The organism is Dryocola sharpae, from assembly GCF_051307055.1.
Lineage (GTDB): Bacteria > Pseudomonadota > Gammaproteobacteria > Enterobacterales > Enterobacteriaceae > Dryocola.
Map to the genome: position 1 here is coordinate 2,488,823 of NZ_CP149994.1, position 16,895 is coordinate 2,505,717.

20 protein-coding genes are annotated in these 16,895 nt (G+C 54.2%); 10 read left to right on the plus strand and 10 right to left on the minus strand.

What is annotated here, in order from left to right; genetic code table 11:
- Window positions 1–19: 19 nt before the first annotated feature.
- A complete protein-coding gene (gene proQ, locus WLO31_RS11905) occupies window positions 20–700 on the minus strand; it encodes an RNA chaperone ProQ (RefSeq protein WP_435926808.1) in 681 nt (226 codons plus the stop codon).
- A 103-nt stretch (window positions 701–803) separates the two neighbouring features.
- Window positions 804–1,292, minus strand: coding sequence for a GAF domain-containing protein (locus tag WLO31_RS11910; RefSeq protein WP_435926809.1), 489 nt, complete (start codon window positions 1,290–1,292; stop codon window positions 804–806).
- A 169-nt stretch (window positions 1,293–1,461) separates the two neighbouring features.
- On the opposite strand from WLO31_RS11910, the gene yebS reads away from it, so the two are divergent.
- From yebS to WLO31_RS11935, 5 genes are all read left to right on the plus strand, one after another.
- Complete coding sequence (yebS, locus tag WLO31_RS11915; RefSeq protein ID WP_435926810.1) at window positions 1,462–2,706, plus strand: membrane integrity lipid transport subunit YebS; 1,245 nt, start codon at window positions 1,462–1,464, stop codon at window positions 2,704–2,706.
- Window positions 2,675–5,308, plus strand: a complete 2,634-nt coding sequence (locus tag WLO31_RS11920; RefSeq protein WP_435926811.1) for an MlaD family protein — start codon at window positions 2,675–2,677, stop codon at window positions 5,306–5,308. Before yebS ends, WLO31_RS11920 begins: the two co-directional genes overlap by 32 nt.
- Window positions 5,309–5,512: 204 nt before the next feature.
- The gene (gene rsmF, locus WLO31_RS11925; protein ID WP_435926812.1) at window positions 5,513–6,955 is read left to right on the plus strand and encodes a 16S rRNA (cytosine(1407)-C(5))-methyltransferase RsmF; all 1,443 of its coding nucleotides are present in this window, start codon (window positions 5,513–5,515) and stop codon (window positions 6,953–6,955) included.
- A gap of 112 nt (window positions 6,956–7,067) precedes the next feature.
- A complete protein-coding gene (locus WLO31_RS11930) occupies window positions 7,068–7,307 on the plus strand; it encodes a YebV family protein (RefSeq protein ID WP_435926813.1) in 240 nt (79 codons plus the stop codon).
- 105 nt (window positions 7,308–7,412) lie between these two features.
- Window positions 7,413–7,604 (plus strand): YebW family protein, encoded by a 192-nt coding sequence (locus WLO31_RS11935; RefSeq protein WP_435926814.1) that lies wholly within the window; start codon window positions 7,413–7,415, stop codon window positions 7,602–7,604.
- Between the two features lie 3 nt (window positions 7,605–7,607).
- Here WLO31_RS11935 and WLO31_RS11940 read toward each other — a convergent pair whose 3' ends face one another.
- The 3 genes from WLO31_RS11940 to WLO31_RS11950 all read right to left on the minus strand — a co-directional run bounded on the left by WLO31_RS11940 (window position 7,608) and on the right by WLO31_RS11950 (window position 10,750).
- The gene (locus WLO31_RS11940; RefSeq protein ID WP_435926815.1) at window positions 7,608–8,252 is read right to left on the minus strand and encodes a metallophosphoesterase; all 645 of its coding nucleotides are present in this window, start codon (window positions 8,250–8,252) and stop codon (window positions 7,608–7,610) included.
- Between the two features lie 54 nt (window positions 8,253–8,306).
- On the minus strand, window positions 8,307–8,837 hold the full coding sequence (locus tag WLO31_RS11945) for a GNAT family N-acetyltransferase (protein WP_435926816.1): 531 nt from the start codon (window positions 8,835–8,837) through the stop codon (window positions 8,307–8,309).
- 422 nt (window positions 8,838–9,259) lie between these two features.
- A complete protein-coding gene (locus tag WLO31_RS11950) occupies window positions 9,260–10,750 on the minus strand; it encodes a SulP family inorganic anion transporter (RefSeq protein ID WP_435926817.1) in 1,491 nt (496 codons plus the stop codon).
- Window positions 10,751–11,306: 556 nt separating this feature from the next.
- Here WLO31_RS11950 and WLO31_RS11955 point away from each other — a divergent pair.
- Together WLO31_RS11955 and WLO31_RS11960 are read left to right on the plus strand one after the other, a co-directional pair.
- On the plus strand, window positions 11,307–11,483 hold the full coding sequence (locus WLO31_RS11955) for a general stress protein (protein ID WP_435926818.1): 177 nt from the start codon (window positions 11,307–11,309) through the stop codon (window positions 11,481–11,483).
- A 163-nt stretch (window positions 11,484–11,646) separates the two neighbouring features.
- The gene (locus WLO31_RS11960) at window positions 11,647–12,129 is read left to right on the plus strand and encodes a ferritin-like domain-containing protein (RefSeq protein ID WP_435926819.1); all 483 of its coding nucleotides are present in this window, start codon (window positions 11,647–11,649) and stop codon (window positions 12,127–12,129) included.
- A 55-nt stretch (window positions 12,130–12,184) separates the two neighbouring features.
- Here WLO31_RS11960 and WLO31_RS11965 read toward each other — a convergent pair whose 3' ends face one another.
- Window positions 12,185–12,679 carry a 2-oxo-tetronate isomerase gene (locus WLO31_RS11965; RefSeq protein WP_435926820.1) on the minus strand — a complete coding sequence of 165 codons (495 nt, stop codon included), beginning with the start codon at window positions 12,677–12,679 and terminating at the stop codon, window positions 12,185–12,187.
- A gap of 115 nt (window positions 12,680–12,794) precedes the next feature.
- Complete coding sequence (locus WLO31_RS11970; protein WP_435926821.1) at window positions 12,795–12,968, minus strand: GnsA/GnsB family addiction module toxin; 174 nt, start codon at window positions 12,966–12,968, stop codon at window positions 12,795–12,797.
- Window positions 12,969–13,182: 214 nt separating this feature from the next.
- On the opposite strand from WLO31_RS11970, the gene WLO31_RS11975 reads away from it, so the two are divergent.
- Entirely contained in the window at window positions 13,183–13,551 is a 369-nt protein-coding gene (locus tag WLO31_RS11975; protein ID WP_435926822.1) for a hypothetical protein, read from the plus strand.
- A gap of 480 nt (window positions 13,552–14,031) precedes the next feature.
- Here the strand turns inward: WLO31_RS11975 and WLO31_RS11980 are convergent, their stop codons facing one another.
- The 3 genes from WLO31_RS11980 to yobA are packed head-to-tail and all read right to left on the minus strand — an operon-like array spanning window position 14,032 to window position 15,647.
- Entirely contained in the window at window positions 14,032–14,373 is a 342-nt protein-coding gene (locus WLO31_RS11980) for a YebY family protein (RefSeq protein WP_435926823.1), read from the minus strand.
- A gap of 24 nt (window positions 14,374–14,397) precedes the next feature.
- The gene (gene copD, locus WLO31_RS11985) at window positions 14,398–15,267 is read right to left on the minus strand and encodes a copper homeostasis membrane protein CopD (RefSeq protein ID WP_435926824.1); all 870 of its coding nucleotides are present in this window, start codon (window positions 15,265–15,267) and stop codon (window positions 14,398–14,400) included.
- 5 nt (window positions 15,268–15,272) lie between these two features.
- Window positions 15,273–15,647, minus strand: a complete 375-nt coding sequence (gene yobA, locus WLO31_RS11990) for a CopC domain-containing protein YobA (RefSeq protein ID WP_435926825.1) — start codon at window positions 15,645–15,647, stop codon at window positions 15,273–15,275.
- Between the two features lie 151 nt (window positions 15,648–15,798).
- Between yobA and WLO31_RS11995 the strand changes: the two genes are divergently transcribed.
- Both WLO31_RS11995 and exoX read left to right on the plus strand, forming a co-directional pair.
- Entirely contained in the window at window positions 15,799–16,029 is a 231-nt protein-coding gene (locus WLO31_RS11995; RefSeq protein WP_435926826.1) for a DNA polymerase III subunit theta, read from the plus strand.
- A gap of 201 nt (window positions 16,030–16,230) precedes the next feature.
- Window positions 16,231–16,890, plus strand: a complete 660-nt coding sequence (exoX, locus tag WLO31_RS12000) for an exodeoxyribonuclease X (RefSeq protein ID WP_435926827.1) — start codon at window positions 16,231–16,233, stop codon at window positions 16,888–16,890.
- Window positions 16,891–16,895 lie beyond the last annotated feature (5 nt).

Consider the following 16,895-nt stretch of genomic DNA (forward strand, 5'->3'; position numbering starts at 1 on the left):
CCCGGGTGTGGCCTCCGTTTCAGAACTGCAAGTGTTCTGCGCGTACAATCATAGCCATACCAGAAGTCAGCTGTACACGGACGCCATCTTTGGTAATTTCCAGTACGGTGGCATCCATCGCGTTGTTACCCGCTTTGACTTTAATTGCCTGCCCAACCTGCAGCGCTGAAATATCCGTTACCGGCGTGCGTTTTTCTTCGCGTGGCGCCTGAGCAGCCGGCTTATCAGCACGAGGTTTGCGTTCAGCTCCCTCTTTGCGACGCGGCGCAGGGCGTGGTTTACGCTCGCGACGAGGCTTGTCTTCGACAGTCTCACCGTTTGCGATGGCCGCCTCGCGTTTTTTCGCAAGTTGTTCCGCACGCTGAGCCTGGACGCGAGCTTTTGCTTCTTCAAGCTGCTTGCGGGCGTGTTCAACGTGCTGCTCGTCCAGCTCGCCGCACGGGTTGCCGTCAAGATCGACGCGAACCGCGCCGACTTTGATACCGTACAGGTAGCGCCAGCTTGACGTATAAAGACGTAACGCGGAGCGAAGCTGGGTTTTACTGAGGCTCATTTCGCCTTCAACGCGCGCGACCAGATCCTGGAAGATTCCAATCTTCAGGGGGCGAGCTTCACCTTCAGCGCTAAAACACTGTGGGAAACGCTCAGCCAGAAAGGTAATAACTTCTTTGCTGCTATTCAACTTAGGTTGATTTTCCATGAAATTTCCTGATTACAACGGAGTTGCCAACAAACCGCGGCATGAACAGGCGACATTATAATGACGCTACCGGCAAATGCCACGTTATCCGTTGCTTATCATGCTAACGAGTGAAGAATTTTTTATAATCCGTAGCGGTTAGCAGCTGCGAAAGCTGCGTAACCAGTTGGGATAAGCCTTGTTGATCGTCCGGCGTAAAGCGCCCGTATTCGGTGCTATCGATATCCAGCACGCCGATAACTTCGCCATTCACCACCAGCGGGAAGACAATTTCGGCATTGCTTGAGGCGTCGCAGGCGATATGGCCAGCAAAAGCATGCACATCTTCTACGCGCTGAACCTCGCCGGTTGAAACCGCCGTGCCGCAGACGCCCTTGCCCACAGGAATACGCACGCAGGCGATCTTGCCCTGGAAGGGTCCCAGCACCAGAGTCTTTCCTTCCAGCAGATAGAATCCCGCCCAGTTTACGCCGTCAAGACGTTCAAAGAGCAGCGCACTGGTATTAGCGAGCGTTGCCAGAAAACTTGTTTCACCTGCCATTAACGCGCTGAAATCGCGGTTTAAATCCGCGTAAAATTGTTCTTTGTTCATTGAATAACCATTTGTTGTCTGACGCTACTGCATAGCATACTAAAATAAGCACTAAATGCGCTGTACCACAAGGTGTATCATTTTATGAATTACTATAGGCTTAATGCCACAAACCATATCAGAGCGAGATACAACATGCCGCACGGGTACGCCTGGCCGACGACGAAAAATGAAAATACACGCCATTAGTCAGGTTTTGCCGCAGGCACGTTATCAGCGTTGTCCCCAATGCGATACACTTTTCTCTTTGCCCGCGCTTAAATCATCCCAAACCGCCTGCTGCCCTCGCTGTGACGCTAAAGTGCATGATGGGCGCGACTGGTCTTTAACTCGCCTGGCCGCAATGGCAGTCGCCATGCTGTTGCTGATGCCCGTCGCCTTCTCCGACCCTCTGCTGCGTATCTATCTGCTGGGAACGAAAATTGACGCCAACGTTTTTCAGGGCATCTGGCAGATGGCCCGGCAGGGCGATGCGATTACCGCAGCTATGGTGCTGTTTTGCGCGGTGGGCGCGCCCGCAACCCTTGTCGCAGCGCTCGCATGGCTCTATTTCGGCAATATGCTCGGCATGAACCTAAGGCCGGTACTGCTGATGCTCGATAGGCTTAAAGAGTGGGTAATGCTGGATATTTATCTGGTGGGCATCGGCGTTGCGTCCATTAAAGTCAAAGAGTATGCCTTTATGCAGCCCGGACTGGGACTTGTCGCTTTTGTCGCCCTGGTCATATTAAGTTTGCTGACCATGATTCACCTGAACGTTGAGCAGCTCTGGGAAAGGTTTTACCCTCAGCCGCCCGCTCGCGCTTTCAACGCCCAGCTGCGGGTGTGCCTCGGCTGCCATTTTACCGGCATGCCCGACAACCGCGGCCGCTGTCCGCGCTGCCATGTGCCGCTGCGTCACCGCCGCCGTCAGAGCCTGCAAAAATCCTGGGCCGCGCTCATCGCTTCTTTAGTGTTCCTGCTGCCCGCCAATCTGCTGCCCATCTCGGTGATTTATGTCAACGGATCGCGTCAGGAAGACACCATTCTCTCCGGCATTATTTCGCTCGCCAGCAGCAATATCGCCGTAGCCGCGGTGGTATTTATCGCCAGTATTCTCGTGCCGTTTACTAAAGTGATTGTACTGCTTACGCTTTTGCTAAGTATCCACTTTAAATGTGAGCGAGGACTACGCACGCGCATTTTGCTGCTGCGGTTTATTACCTGGATTGGCCGCTGGTCGATGCTTGACCTGTTCGTCATCGCACTCACTATGTCGCTGGTCAACCGTGACCAGCTGCTGGCTTTTACTATGGGCCCCGCCGCGTTTTATTTTGGCGCCGCGGTAATTTTAACTATTCTTGCTGTCGAATGGCTGGATAGCCGACTACTTTGGGACGCACATGAGTCAGGAAACGCCCGCTTCACCGACTGAGGCGCGAATTAAAACAAAACGCAGGATTTCTCCTTTCTGGTTGCTGCCGATTATCGCCCTGCTGATTGCAAGCTGGCTTATCTGGACAACCTATGAAGAGCGGGGCACCACGGCCACCATCGATTTTGTCTCCGCGGACGGCATCGTGGCCGGACGCACGCCAGTGCGCTTTCAGGGCGTGGAAGTGGGCACCGTGCAAACCGTCAATATTGGCGATAACCTCAATAAAATTGAAGTTAAAGTCAGTATTAAAAGCGACCTGAAAGATGCGCTGCGCAAGGAAACGCAGTTCTGGCTTGTGACGCCTAAAGCTTCCCTGGCGGGCGTTTCAGGCCTGGATGCGCTGGTTGGCGGCAACTACATCGGCATGATGCCCGGCAAAGGCGAACCTGAAGATCACTTTGTTGCGCTCGATACCCAGCCTAAATATCGTCTGAACAACGGCGAGCTGATGATCCATCTGCATGCCCCGGATTTGGGCTCGCTGAACAGCGGTTCGCTGGTTTACTTCCGTAAGATCCCGGTCGGGCGCGTTTACGATTACACCATTAGCCCGGATAAACAGGGGGTCACCATTGATGTGCTGATCGATCGCCGTTTCGCGCATCTGGTGAAAAAAGGCAGCCGCTTCTGGAATGTCTCAGGCGTGAAAACAAATATCAGCCTCAGCGGCGCAAAAATCGAGCTTGAAAGCCTCGCCGCCCTGGTGAACGGCGCCATCGCTTTCGACTCGCCGGAAAGTTCTGCCCAGGCAAAATCCGATGACGAATTTGGTCTGTATGAAGACCTCGCTCATAGCCAGCGCGGCGTGCTGATCAAGCTCGACCTGCCGGGCGGCGAAGGCCTGAAGGCTGGCTCTACGCCGCTGATGTACCAGGGGCTGGAAGTGGGAACCCTGACTAAGCTTAATCTGGTTCCGGGCGGCGCGGTGACCGGTGAAATGACGGTCGATCCCGGCGTGGTTAACCTGATGCGCAGCGGTACCCGCATCGAATTGCGCAGCCCGAAAGTTTCCCTGAGCAATCCGAACATCAGCAGCCTGCTGACAGGCAGCACCTTTGAGCTGGTTCCGGGCGAAGGCGACCCACAGGATCATTATGTGATACTGCCGAGCGACAAAACGCCGCTGCAGCAGCCTGACGTTCTGACGCTCAGCCTGACCGCGCCGGAAAGCTACGGCATCGATGCGGGCCAGCCAGTTATCCTGCACGGCATTCGGATAGGACAGGTTCTGGAACGGTCGTTAAGCACCAAAGGCGTGAGCTTTGCCGTCGCCATCGAGCCGCAGTACCGTCACCTGTTGCAGGGCGACAGTAAATTCGTGGTGAACAGCCGCATCGACGTGAAGCTGGGCATGGACGGCGTGGAGTTCCTCGGCGCCAGCGCCAGCGAATGGATCAACGGCGGCGTCCGCGTGCTTCCCGGTAGCAAAGGCAAGATGAAATCCAGCTATCCGCTGTTTGCCAACCTGGAAAAAGCGGTGGAAAACAGCTTAAGCGATCTTCCAACCACCACCTTAACGCTTACGGCCTCCAGCCTGCCGGATATTCAGGCTGGCTCCGTGGTGCTGTACCGTAAATTCCAGGTCGGTGAAATCATCACCGTGCGACCAAAAGCCAATAGCTTTGATATTGATGTTCATATCAAACCGGAATATCGCAAACTGCTGACCTCAAGCAGCGTATTCTGGGCCGAAGGCGGCGCGCGAGTGCAGCTGAACGGCAGCGGTTTAACCGTGCAGGCTTCCCCGCTTTCTCGCGCCTTAAAAGGGGCTATCAGCTTCGATAACCTCAGCGGCGCGGGCGCAGGCTATGCCAAAGGTGACAAACGCGTGCTGTACGCGTCGGAAACCGCCGCCCGCGCGGTTGGCAGCCAGATAACGCTGCATACTTTTGACGCCGGCAAACTCTCCGCCGGGATGCCAATCCGCTATCTGGGGATCGACATCGGCCAGCTTGAGTCGCTCAATCTCACCGAATCGCGCAGCGAAGTGGAGGCCAAAGCGGTGCTGTATCCGGAATTTGTGTCGACGTTTGCTCGCGGCGGCACGCGCTTCTCCGTGGTGACGCCGCAAATTTCGGCTGCGGGCGTCGATCACCTGGATACCATCCTCCAGCCATATATCAACGTTGAACCAGGCCGTGGCTCGCCGCGACGCGACTTTGAGCTGCAGGAGATCTCCATCACCGACTCGCGCTATTCGGATGGCCTGAGCATCGTGGTTGAAGTGCCCGAGGCTGGCGCGCTGAACATTGGCACGCCGGTGCTGTTCCGTGGCCTGGAAGTTGGCACCGTGACGGGGCTTACGCTTGGCAATCTGTCTGACCGCGTAATGGTCGGCCTGCGTATCAGCAAGCGCTTCCAGCATCTGGTGCGCGACAGCTCGGTCTTCTGGCTCGCCTCAGGCTACAGCCTCGATTTCGGTCTGACCGGCGGCGTGGTGAAAACAGGCACCTTCAACCAGTTCATTCGCGGCGGCATAGCCTTTGCGACTCCGCCGGGCACGCCGCTGGCGCCAAAAGCCGAGCCGGGTAAACACTTCCTGCTGCTGGAAAGCGAGCCGAAAGAGTGGCGTCAATGGGGTACCGCCCTGCCGCGTTAACCTGCGCGCCCCGGTACCCTGCCGGGGCGTTCAGCTTAGTGGCAACCTTCGAAAACGTGATTTTCGGAGAGCTGAAGCAAACCAGAATCATAGTCCGCTGCCTTTAACATCAGGGCAACCCACACTTAATGAGCTTCTCTGCTGTCCGTCATCCCGGGTGTTTATGCTACACTGCGCCCCTTATTTTTCTGTGGAACTCCCTCCGTGGCCCAAACTCACTCCGCCTATCTGCCGCAATCTTTTCTTGACGTTATGCGCGACGCTCTGCCCGCCGGGCAAACGCTCGAAAGCTTTATCGACTACTGCCAGCGCCCGCTGCGCCGCAGCCTGCGCGTTAATACGTTAAAGATTTCGGTTGCCGAATTCCTTAAGCTCGTCGCCCCTTACAACTGGCAGCTCACGCCGGTTCCGTGGTGTGAAGAAGGATTCTGGATTGAGCGGGAAGATGAGGAAGGCCTGCCGTTGGGCAGCACCGCCGAGCACCTGAGCGGCATGTTTTATATCCAGGAAGCCAGCTCAATGCTGCCCGTTGCGGCGCTGTTTGCCGACGGCCGCGCGCCGCAGCGCATCATGGACGTCGCCGCAGCCCCCGGTTCCAAAACCACGCAGATTGCCGCGCGCATGGGCAACCGGGGCGCCATTCTGGCCAATGAATATTCCGCCAGCCGGGTAAAAGTGCTGCATGCCAATATCAGCCGCTGCGGGATCAGCAACGTCGCGCTGACCCATTTTGATGGCCGGGTATTTGGCGCCGCGCTGCCAGAGTGCTTTGACGCGATTCTACTGGATGCTCCCTGCTCTGGCGAAGGCGTGGTGCGTAAAGATCCTGACGCATTACGTAACTGGACGCCGGAGAGTACCGCCAGCATTGCCGATACCCAGCGGGAACTCATCGCCAGCGCCTTTCACGCCCTGCGCCCCGGCGGCACCCTGATTTATTCCACCTGCACGCTAAACCGCGAAGAGAATCAGCAAATCTGCCAGTGGCTGCTTGATGAGTGGCCGGATGCGGTTGAAATCGATCCGCTCCACGAGCTCTTCCCGCAGGCTGACAAAGCCATCACCAAAGAAGGTTTCCTGCACGTCTTCCCGCAGATTTATGATTGCGAAGGCTTTTTCGTGGCGCGCCTGCGCAAAACCGCTTCTGTCGAGCCGTTGCCGCAGCCGGGCTATAAAGTGGGCAAGTTCCCCTTTACGCCGCTGCAGGGTCGCCAGGCGGCAGAAGTTATCGCCTCGGCGGCAAAAGCAGGTATCAGCTGGCGCGATGAACTCAAACTGTGGCAGCGCGACAAAGAAATCTGGTTGTTTCCGTCAGAAATCGTACCGCTGATTGGCAAGGTGCGCTTTTCGCGCATCGGCCTGCGCCTCGCTGAGCAGCATAATAAGGGTTACCGCTGGCAGCACGAAGCCGTTATCGCGCTCGTGGCGGGCACCGCTCCGCTGGCTTTTGCGTTAACGGAGCATGAAGCGCAAGAGTGGTATCGCGGTCGTGACGTTTATCCGGAGTCCGCGCCTTCCGGCGATGATGTCGTGGTGACCTTTCAGGGGCAACCTCTTGGCCTGGCAAAGAAAATCGGTTCACGTCTGAAGAACAGCTATCCGCGCGAACTGGTACGCGATGGCAAACTGTTCGCGGGCGGGCAATAATTTGCGATAAAAATAAGCGCTTTTTATTTGGCACTTTTTGCACCATTGACTAGGCTCAAATCTGGATGACCTTACTGGTCATACCACGATCGGCGGACCGGAGGAGAGCGAGATGACGAAAACTAACGTACGAATAGGCAACTTCGAAATTGAAGATGCCGAGTTAAACGGTGAGCAGCAGGGCGAGCGAACGTTAAGCATCCCTTGTAAATCTGACCCAGACCTGTGCATGCAGTTAGATGCCTGGGATGACGAAACCAGCATTCCCGCAGTGCTGGATGGCGAGCATTCCGTACTTTATCGTCAACATTACGACCAACAGTCCGATGCATGGGTCATGCGCCTTGCCTGATTCAGAATGAACCCGTCGCCGCAGACGGGTTATTTATGCCTTCGATTTCCCCTCTTCTTGCCATATCCCCTACACTTAAGCCAAACGGTGCGGTGTGAGGCGCTAATGTTTGCGTTGGTTTTATTTGTTTGTTACCTGGACGGTGGGTGCGACGATATCGTGGTTGACGTGTTTAATACCGAACAGCAATGCCTGGTCGCCATGGATGAGCAGCGGATGCGCCACGGCGGCTGTTATCCGGTGGAGGATTTTATTGATGGCTTCTGGCGGCCGGCGCAGGAGTACAGCGATCTGTAGCGCTCACTGCACCTGAACCAGAGTGAGCCTGTTGCCAAATACCGCGCCGGTATCGATATAATTCTGATTGTTATAGCGCGCGGCTTCTTTTAGCGGCGTATGCCCAAAGTAAAACTGGTCAGCGCCGGTGATGTCCTCCCCCTTCCCCAACATGTTTTGATTCAGCCGCTCGCGGCTCCAGACCAGACGATGCTCATCCACCGGTTTATTCCAGGCGTAATGGGAAGCGGGATAATCCGCGTGCGCAATAACAAAGGTTTGATTGTGGGTATGCAGCTCAATAATCAGCGGCAGCTCCCGGCAGTGCAGCAGCGCGTCGCGCACGCTTTGCCGGCGTTCTTCCGGCAGCCCGCGAAACCAGTCGCCGCCGTTCATCACCCACAGCATTCTGTCGCCCATTTCCAGGGCATCGATTGCCATTTCTTCATGGTTGCCACGAACGGCTTTAAACCACTGCTTGCCTAAGAGCGCCAGACAACCCGGGCTGTCCGGCCCGCGGTCAATCACATCCCCCACGGAAATGACTAAATCCTGCCGGGGATCGAAGCGGTGCGCCTTAAGCAGCGCGACCATTTTCGCCAGGCAGCCGTGCAGATCGCCCACAATGTAGATATGCCGCCAGTTTTCACCGTCGATACGCTGATACATAACGCCTCCTCCGGCCGGGACCCGATTAACAAGTATAGGCCAGAGGCATGCGTGCTATAAGGCAGGCTGGCGGATCAGCATCTGCACCTGTTTGTCATGATAGATAACGTAGTGCTGGAAGGCGAAACCAAAGCGTTTCGCAAGGTTAAGCGAGCGCTGATTTTCATCGTCAATAATGCAGCAGACCGGACCTTTGAAGGCGCTGTCGGCCCACTTTAAAATTGCCGCCAGCGCTTCTGCCGCATAGCCTTTGCCGTGCACAGCCGGCACCAGCGACCAGCCGGCTTCCGGATATTCCAGCGCGGGCGTCAGATCGCGGCGGGCATTTTGAAAGCCAAACGAGCCAACGTAGCGCCCTGAGGCTTTATCAAACATCGCCCAGTAGCCGTAGCCCAGCGCATGCCAGTGGCCGATATACCGGAGTAAGCGACCCCAGCTCATCTCGGCGCTTTGCGGCTTTCCGCCGCCGATAAATTTCACCATTTCCGGATCGGCCCAGCAGGCCGCCAGGTCATCAAAATCATCCAGCGTAAACTGGCGTAATACCAGACGTTCGGTTTCCAGGCGAGGTGCCAGCGTAGCCATATCCAGCCTTCCTTATCGTTATGAATTTTGCAGTCGTGTCTGCATACCCGCTTTGCAGACGGAAATAATGGCGCATAGCAACAAACTGAACGGTGCGGTGGCGAGAAACACGCCTGCCCCGCTTAACACAAGCGGTACGCCGCCTGTCAGCGGCCCGCTCGCGAGCCAGGCGGCGCAAGGGTTGAAGCGCCGGGATACGCCCCGCTTAGCTGTGCCGGGATCTTAGCTAAGCGCTTAAATAGTAATAAAATTTTTCTGACATCGCCGCAATGATAATGTTAAGAGATTGTTGGATTCGCCAGCTTGTTATTTAAACAACGCTCGCGGCAGGGAAATATAGGGGAAAAACGTAGTGCGGCCTGCAAAAACCGGTGATTAATACTGAAATACCGGTAACCCCTTGCAGGCTACCGGCCCGGGTTTTAAAGCTTGCCGCTCAGGCGTCCGTGGAAATCAGCGCTGCGAATGTCAAGCCCGACAATATTTACCTGCACATCGTAACGCTGATAACGCGTTTCGATGGCGTCAAGGACGGCGACCGTTGAAGCATCCCAGATTTGCGCCTGAGAAAGATCGATGGTTACATTCTGCGGGTCATCCGCATAGTGGAAGTGCTCGAACAGATCGTTGCTGCTGGCGAAGAACAGCGGGCCCGTTACGGTGTAACGTACGGAGCGACCATCCGCCAGAAGCTGGCGTTCGGCACGCACTACGTGAGCGATACGACGGGCGAACAACATCATCGCAAAAATCACGCCGCCGACGACGCCTATCGCCAGGTTCCCGGTGTAGACCGTTGCAGCAACGGTAACCACCATGACCAACGTTTCCGGGACGGGCATGCGTTTTAGTGTTTTAGGCGTCAGGCTGTGCCAGTTGAGCGTTTTCACGGCCACGATCATCATGATACCGGCGAGCACCACCATGGGAATTCTCGCCATCATCTCGCTTAAGGCGGTGACCAGAAGCAGCAGCACTAATCCCGCAGCAAGCGTCGAGATACGCGTGCGTCCCCTGCCCAGCTCCACGTTCACAATGGTTTGCCCAATCATGGCACATCCTGCAATACCGCCGTAGAAACCGGCGAAGATATTGGATAACCCCAGCCCCCAGCATTCGCGACGTTTGCTCGATGGCGTATCCGTCAGCTCATCAACCAGTTTGGCCGTCAGCAAAGACTCCATCAGCCCCACAAAGGCGATACTTAATGCACAGGGCCAGATGATGCGTAACGTATCAAGGTTCAGCGGCACAAGAAGCTCCGTCAGGCCGGGCATACCCGCCTGCATCGGCCCGGTATCGCCCACGGTGGGAACAGAAAACCCCATCGCCATGCTGGCGGCGGTAATCACCACGATAGCTACCAGCGGCGAGGGTACCGATTTCACAACGCGCGGCAGCAGCAGGACAATGGCCAGCGTCAGCGCGAAAAGCCCCCAGACCAGCGGGCTATTTCCCCAGACGTGCGGAACCTGGGCGAAGAAAATCAGAATGCCGAGGGCGTTCACAAATCCCGTCATTACGGACAAAGGAATGTAGCGCATCATGCGCGCAAGCCCGGCCAAACCGAATAAAATCTGAATCAACCCCGCAAGGATCACCGCGGGCAGGATGTAACCCACGCCGTGCAGATGAACCATCGGCCCGATGACCAGCGCGACCGAACCCGCCGCAGCGGTAACCATTGCCGGTCTGCCGCCCAGCACGGACATTGCCAGGCAAAGTACGATGGAGGCCACAAGGCTGACTTTTGGATCAACGCCCGCAATAACGGAAAATGAAATTACTTCCGGGATCAGCGCCAGCGCGGTGATCGCGCCGGCAAGCGACTCCCGCACTAGCAGGCGCGGCGAGCGTAAAACGTAGCGAAGGGAGTTCTCCCGCGCGTGCATCTGGGTTTGAGTGGTTGTCATAGTTTCGTCTTTGCAGGTTTATATTTTTATTACCCCGTCTTTCAGGACGCGGCAGAATCAGGCAGAGCGTGATTGTACTGACAGATAAGTGAGGATGCTAATGAATGTGACCGGCGTCATATCTTTTTGCGCCGCAGGCCGTGGTTTACCCTCTTCAAAAAGCGACGTAAGCGCCCGGCCGCCGGTCTGTGCGACAGCTGAATTTTGCCCACCAGGGCGGCATATCGCCGAATATAAGCCGTCATATCACCGTTGTTTTTAACGCAGGAAAGTACACCTTTGTCTACTTCAGCTGCGTTATTTAACGTATTTATTTTTTAAGTGACTGATAAAGAAATAAACTTATGTTCACAATATTATTTCTTAAAGGGTTGCTACCTGTAAGAGAATTTTTCCTCAAAAAATATAAGCCAGGAATAATCCTGGTATTGGCAAAGCGTCGGAGATAATGCGCCTTATAATTTGTCACGCTGACATTGCCAGCTATAGTTAGTAGTGCTTAGCGGAGAGGCGCAGCCTCTCTATTATTTAACCAAAACATTATGAGGTAATAATTATGACTCAGCATCGTGGCGGTTCAGGAAACTTTGCAGAAGATCGGGATCGTGCATCAGAAGCCGGTAAGAAAGGCGGCCAGCAAAGCGGCGGGAACTTCAAGAATGACCCGCAAAAGGCCTCTGAAGCAGGGAAAAAAGGCGGTAAAAGCAGCCATGGCGGCGGCCGGTCGTCCTAATCATTATTAATTAAATGTGCCGGTGAACTTAAGCGATTTGTTTATCTCATTCGCATGCATGACAATTAAGTTAACTATTCATTAAGGTAAACTTACCGGCATCGGCAATCCTGTTGTATGCAACAGGATTGCCTTTTATTTTAACAGCCAGAAGGATGTATTTATGCCAACAGTAAAATCGCTAAATGATTTATTTATCCATGAACTGTCTGATATTTATAGCGCAGAAAAACAAATTACCCGTGCGCTGCCAAAAATGGCCCGGGCGGCAACAGATAAAAAATTAATAGCCGCATTTGAGGCCCATCTGGAAGAAACCAGAGGCCAAATAGAGCGTATTGATAAAATTGTGGAAATAACAGATGGGCTGCGTATTAAAAGAATGAAATGCCATGCCCTGGAAGGGCTGGTTGAAGAGGCTCAGGAAATAATCGAATCCGTTGAAGCAGGACCGCTGAGAGATGAAGGATTGATCGGGGCGGCGCAGAAAGTTGAGCATTATGAAATTGCTTCATACGGGACGTTATCCACCCTCGCCCAAAAACTGGGCTACAAAGAGGCCGCGAAGCTTCTTGAACAGACCCTGAATGAAGAAAAAAATACGGATGTAAAACTGACAGGAATTGCGGAAAAAAATACGCACTGAACAGGCATCTCTCTACAGGGAAGCCAGAGATGACGTCTCCTGCCACCCGGCCCTGTCAAGCCGGGTTATTTTGTTTCAGCAGCGCCAGCATTTCAGCAAGGGCGTAATCCGTAGCCTGCATAATTACCGACTCGCAGTCGCCTTTGAAATGCGCTGACTTAACATGGATTTTTGCTTCGGGCAATTGCCATGCAAACCAGACGGTTCCCGCCGGCGTACCGTCTTCTCCTCCCTCCGGCCCGGCATAACCGCTGACCGCAATGCTGATATCCGCGCCTGCGCTGCGTAGTGCGCCGGTTGACATCTCCGACACCGTCTGGCTGCTCACTGCCGTGTATTTATCGAGGGTTTCAGGGCTGACGCCCAGCACCTTTTTTTTTGCATCGTCATTAAACGTCACAAATCCCGTGCCATAAAAAGAGGGCGTATCTTCTGCTGCGCATAAAGTCGACGCGAGGTGTCCGCCGGTGCAGGATTCAGCAGTGGTCAGGAATAACTTTTTCTCGATCAATAACTTTCCCAGCTCGCTGGCCACTGATGATGTATTCATGACTCTCTCTTCCTTTGTGTTGTTTTGCCCGCGCTGAGGACGATTCGCGGCCTTAAGACGTAATAAAGAATAGTCATAAAAAGGCCGCCGTAACGGCCCTTTCTCAGACAGGGCATTATATAAGCTTAATTTTTACAGCGTATCCTTCAAGCCCGGCCATCGTCTCCCGAGGAGTAAACTCAATTTCAGAAACTTCCATCCCCGATTTTTTTCGTAGCTCGGCGATCTTTTTTGAGATCAGGGCGGAGATTTCCGCTTCGGCTTTTTGCTTCTGTTCCTCAATACTCATCTTTACCTCGTCTGGTTTCTCAAACGCATCAATGCGCCAGTAAGGTGACTGCAGATAGTTTGCTGCTCTTATCTATAACCCGCTATAAATAATAGACTATCTCAACTCCAGCCGCCCGGTGCCGCAGGAAACTTTGCAGGTGCAACCTTCCTGTGAATTACCTGTATGTTTCGTGTTACCTTTGCAACACAAGTTTTCTACAATGAGGCTTATCATGAAACTCATTCTTTTAATCAGCCTGCTAGGTTTCATTCAGTCGTCGGCTTTTGCTGCAACCGCCACCCGGCTTTCATGCTCATTACGCAAGAATGTAGTCATATCGCGGTTCAAATATAACCTTTCGACGATGCAGTGGGGCGATCACTTCATGATTGCTTCAGGGGTAAAAAAGACCAGAACAAAAAGCGACGTACCGTTTCGCATCACCAGCTTTCAGAACGGCGACGACCTGGTGTTCTTTCCGCAAGATCTGAAGTATTTCTTGTTTTATTCGGGAAACCCGGTGCCAGACAGATGCACGGTGCTGGGCACGAGCACTTACGAGATAACGCAGCTGCCGCGGTATAAAAAACCGGACGCGTAACTCCGGCTTACTCAGGCTCCTGCCGATCGGGCCGCATACCATGCGTTGCGGCCTGCGTGAAGATTCTGCAACCCCGGCTGAGCGCAAAAAGTTAGCAATAACCAAAAAAATACCTGGACGCGCGCGCTACAGAGTATGTTATGGTTTAAAGCAAATATGAGGGTGCGGAAATTTTTCAGGAAAGTTTAAGGATAAACTGCAAAGCCCTTCTATTTCATACAGATAAAAAAAGACCGAATACGATTCCTATATTCGGTCCAGGGAAATGGCTCTTGGGAGAGAGCCGTGCGCTAAAAGTTGGCATTAATGCAGGCTAAGTCGCCTTGCCTCTTAAGAATAGATTACCGACGCAGGTTTTCCAGTCTGAGGCAAAAGTGTTCAGAAAAAAACCTGCTTTCAGGGAATTACCATAAGGAAAACAGCAATAACCGGCTTACGGATATTGCTGTTTTTTTTGGCTAAAATAAGGCGCGGCGGGATTTAGTCACACAACTTGCCGGCGCGTTCGATAAAGGGCGCCAGACTCATTTTTTTACCCGGAGCGTTTGGATCCTCTATCTGGATGACAGAAACAGGCTGTCCGCTGGTCTTACCGCTGGCAACCTGTTGTTCCGCTTCTTCATTGAGCGGGTATTGCATCAGCGTTGAGGGGTTGATGGCAAACAAAGCATGATTCGCCCGGCAGCTCAGCATCACTTCTTCGCGATTAAACGCCCATTTATCTTTACCCACATCAAACCGGCTGATCGTGATGATTTGTGGCGCCGCCAGGGCTGCGCCGCTGCAGGCCAGTAATAACAGCGTCAGAATACTCTTTTTCATGAATCTCTCTTAGTTTCTATGCCGCTAGAACGGCTCCCAGGTAGCGAAGGCGCTGACCGCGAGAAGTACCGCCGCCGACAAAATGACTTCCAGCCAGGTTAGCTGAATAAAACGCTGTTGCGCTACCGCGTCGGCAAAGCGCGGTACCAGCAGATAGCGATTGATCAGCGCTATTGTCGCCATTAGCGCTACAAGGGCAACCTTTACCAGCAGCAATTGTACATAGCCGCTGGCAAGCGGCAAAGTCCAGCCCAGGATCATCAGGCTGTTGATAACGCCGGTTGCTATCACGGCCGCGACGGCAAGATGCCCGTAACGTGAAAAGCGCATCATCGCCATGATGGCCGCCTGCCGCCAGCGCGGCTTTTGCGCCATTCGCATACAGATCAGCAGCGGTAACAAGCCTCCGGCCCACCAGGCAGCGCTAAGCAGATGAACGGCGTGATTCAGGCGCTGGATAGCCCCCGGCATTCCCTCGCGCATCGCCGCATGCCCAACGCCCGCCAGCAGGATTAGCTGTGCAGCGGCAAGCATCAATAATATGCTCTGCAGCGCGCGCGGCTTGAGTAAAAATACCACAACCGTTACAACGCTAAGGATAATCTGCCACAGCCAGACTTCGCCAAAGCGGGTGCCGGAGACGGCAAGCCAGACCTGCGGATTAACGGCGTCGGCCCAACCGCTGCCCATTAACCCGGCCTGCGCACCCTGCAGCAGAACGGCGCTGAGCGCCGACAGCCAGATGGCGGCATGGCACTGTTTCGCCAGCCGACGACGCAATACGGCTTTAAACGACGCTGGCGCGAGCAGCACGCTACAAACGGCGCTGCCAAACAGCACCATCAACGCGGCGAAATGGATAAACCGCAGCGTGATATAGAGCGCCGACAGCATCGCCTTTATTTCACGGAGAAGTGATAGGTTCCTTTGGTCTTGTGCCCGTCAACGGACACCACGTGCCAGTCGACCAGATACTCGCCGGGCTTGAGCGATTCCTCTATCGGCACGATAAGCTGTTTATTGTTTTTCTCGTTGCGTTTCACCGCGCCGGTTTTCACCGCCGCTTCTTGCGGACCGGTAATTTTCACGCCGCTGAAACTTGGCTCAATCCCCTCAGAAAAATCAAGGGTCAGGGCCTGGGGCGCCGCCGTTACCGCTGCATCTGCGGCCGGGTACTGGGTTTTAAGGTGCGCGTGTGCAAACACAGTGGGAGAAACGTAGATCGCGGTAAAAAATGCTGCTGCGGTCAGGATTCGCGGGAAGGTGAAAGCCATATTAACTATTCCTTTTTATTATGTGAGAACGGCAAAAGGATAACCCCGGGCGCCGGCCAAGTCGAATTGAGCGCGGCTATCAATGCATGTAAAAACTTGTCATCGTGTTCATCACGCAGTACCTTTTGCCGGGACAAAGATGGAGGACAACATGAATTACAATCTCGCCGATTTGCCCCTGCAGGAAATGGACAAGATAAATGTCGATCTCGCCGCCGCAGGCGTGGCCTTTAAAGAACGCTATAACATGCCCGTGATCGCCGAAGCCGTCGAGCGTGAACAGCCGGAAAATCTAAGAAACTGGTTCCGGGAAAGACTAATCGCCCATCGTCTGGCTTCTGTGAATCTTTCTCGCCTGCCTTACGAGCCCAAGTTGAAATAATTTCCTTTCGTTAATTTTTTTACAAAAGCGGCAGATCGATTTACTCGTTTTTCCGGGCTTTCGCTAACAGGTTATGCTGGTGGTAAGGGCCGACCGCGGCGAGCTGCTGACCATCGGCCGACGCGATGAGAAAGGTTGGCATGGCGAGGTCATTCCTTTACGCTAACCGTTTTGAGCATGTAAGGCAGATCTGGAGTCATTATGCTGCGCGTTATAGATACGGAAACCTGCGGGCTGCAGGGAGGCGTGGTGGAAGTTGCGTCTGTTGATATTGAAGGCGGAAGCATCGTCAACCCGATGAGCGATCTGGTGCGCCCGGATCGCCCTATCAGCCATCAGGCAATGGCCATTCACAAAATTACCGAAGATATGGTGGCGGATAAGCCATGGATTGAAGAGGTCATACCGCGCTATCACGGCAGCCCCTATTACGTCGCCCACAACGCCAGCTTCGACAGCCGCATGCTGCCGGATATGTCCGGCGAATGGATTTGCACCGTAAAGCTGGCCCGCCGTTTATGGCCGGGCATCAAATACAGCAATATGGCGCTCTACAACTCCCTGAAGCTCGACGTCGAAACGCCTGCGGATTTGCACCATCACCGCGCCCTTTTCGACTGCTATATTACCGCAGCCCTCCTGATTCGCATTATGGATGAATCTGGCTGGACGCCGGAACAGATGGTTACCATTACCGGACGCCCTGCTCTGGTTAGCACTATGATGTTTGGTAAATACCGCGGTAAAAAGATCGAAGAGATTGCGCAGGACGATCCGGGCTACCTGCGCTGGATGTTAAATAACATCAAGGAGCTCACGCCGGATCTGCGTATGACCTTAAAACACTATCTGGAAAGCTGAGTAAC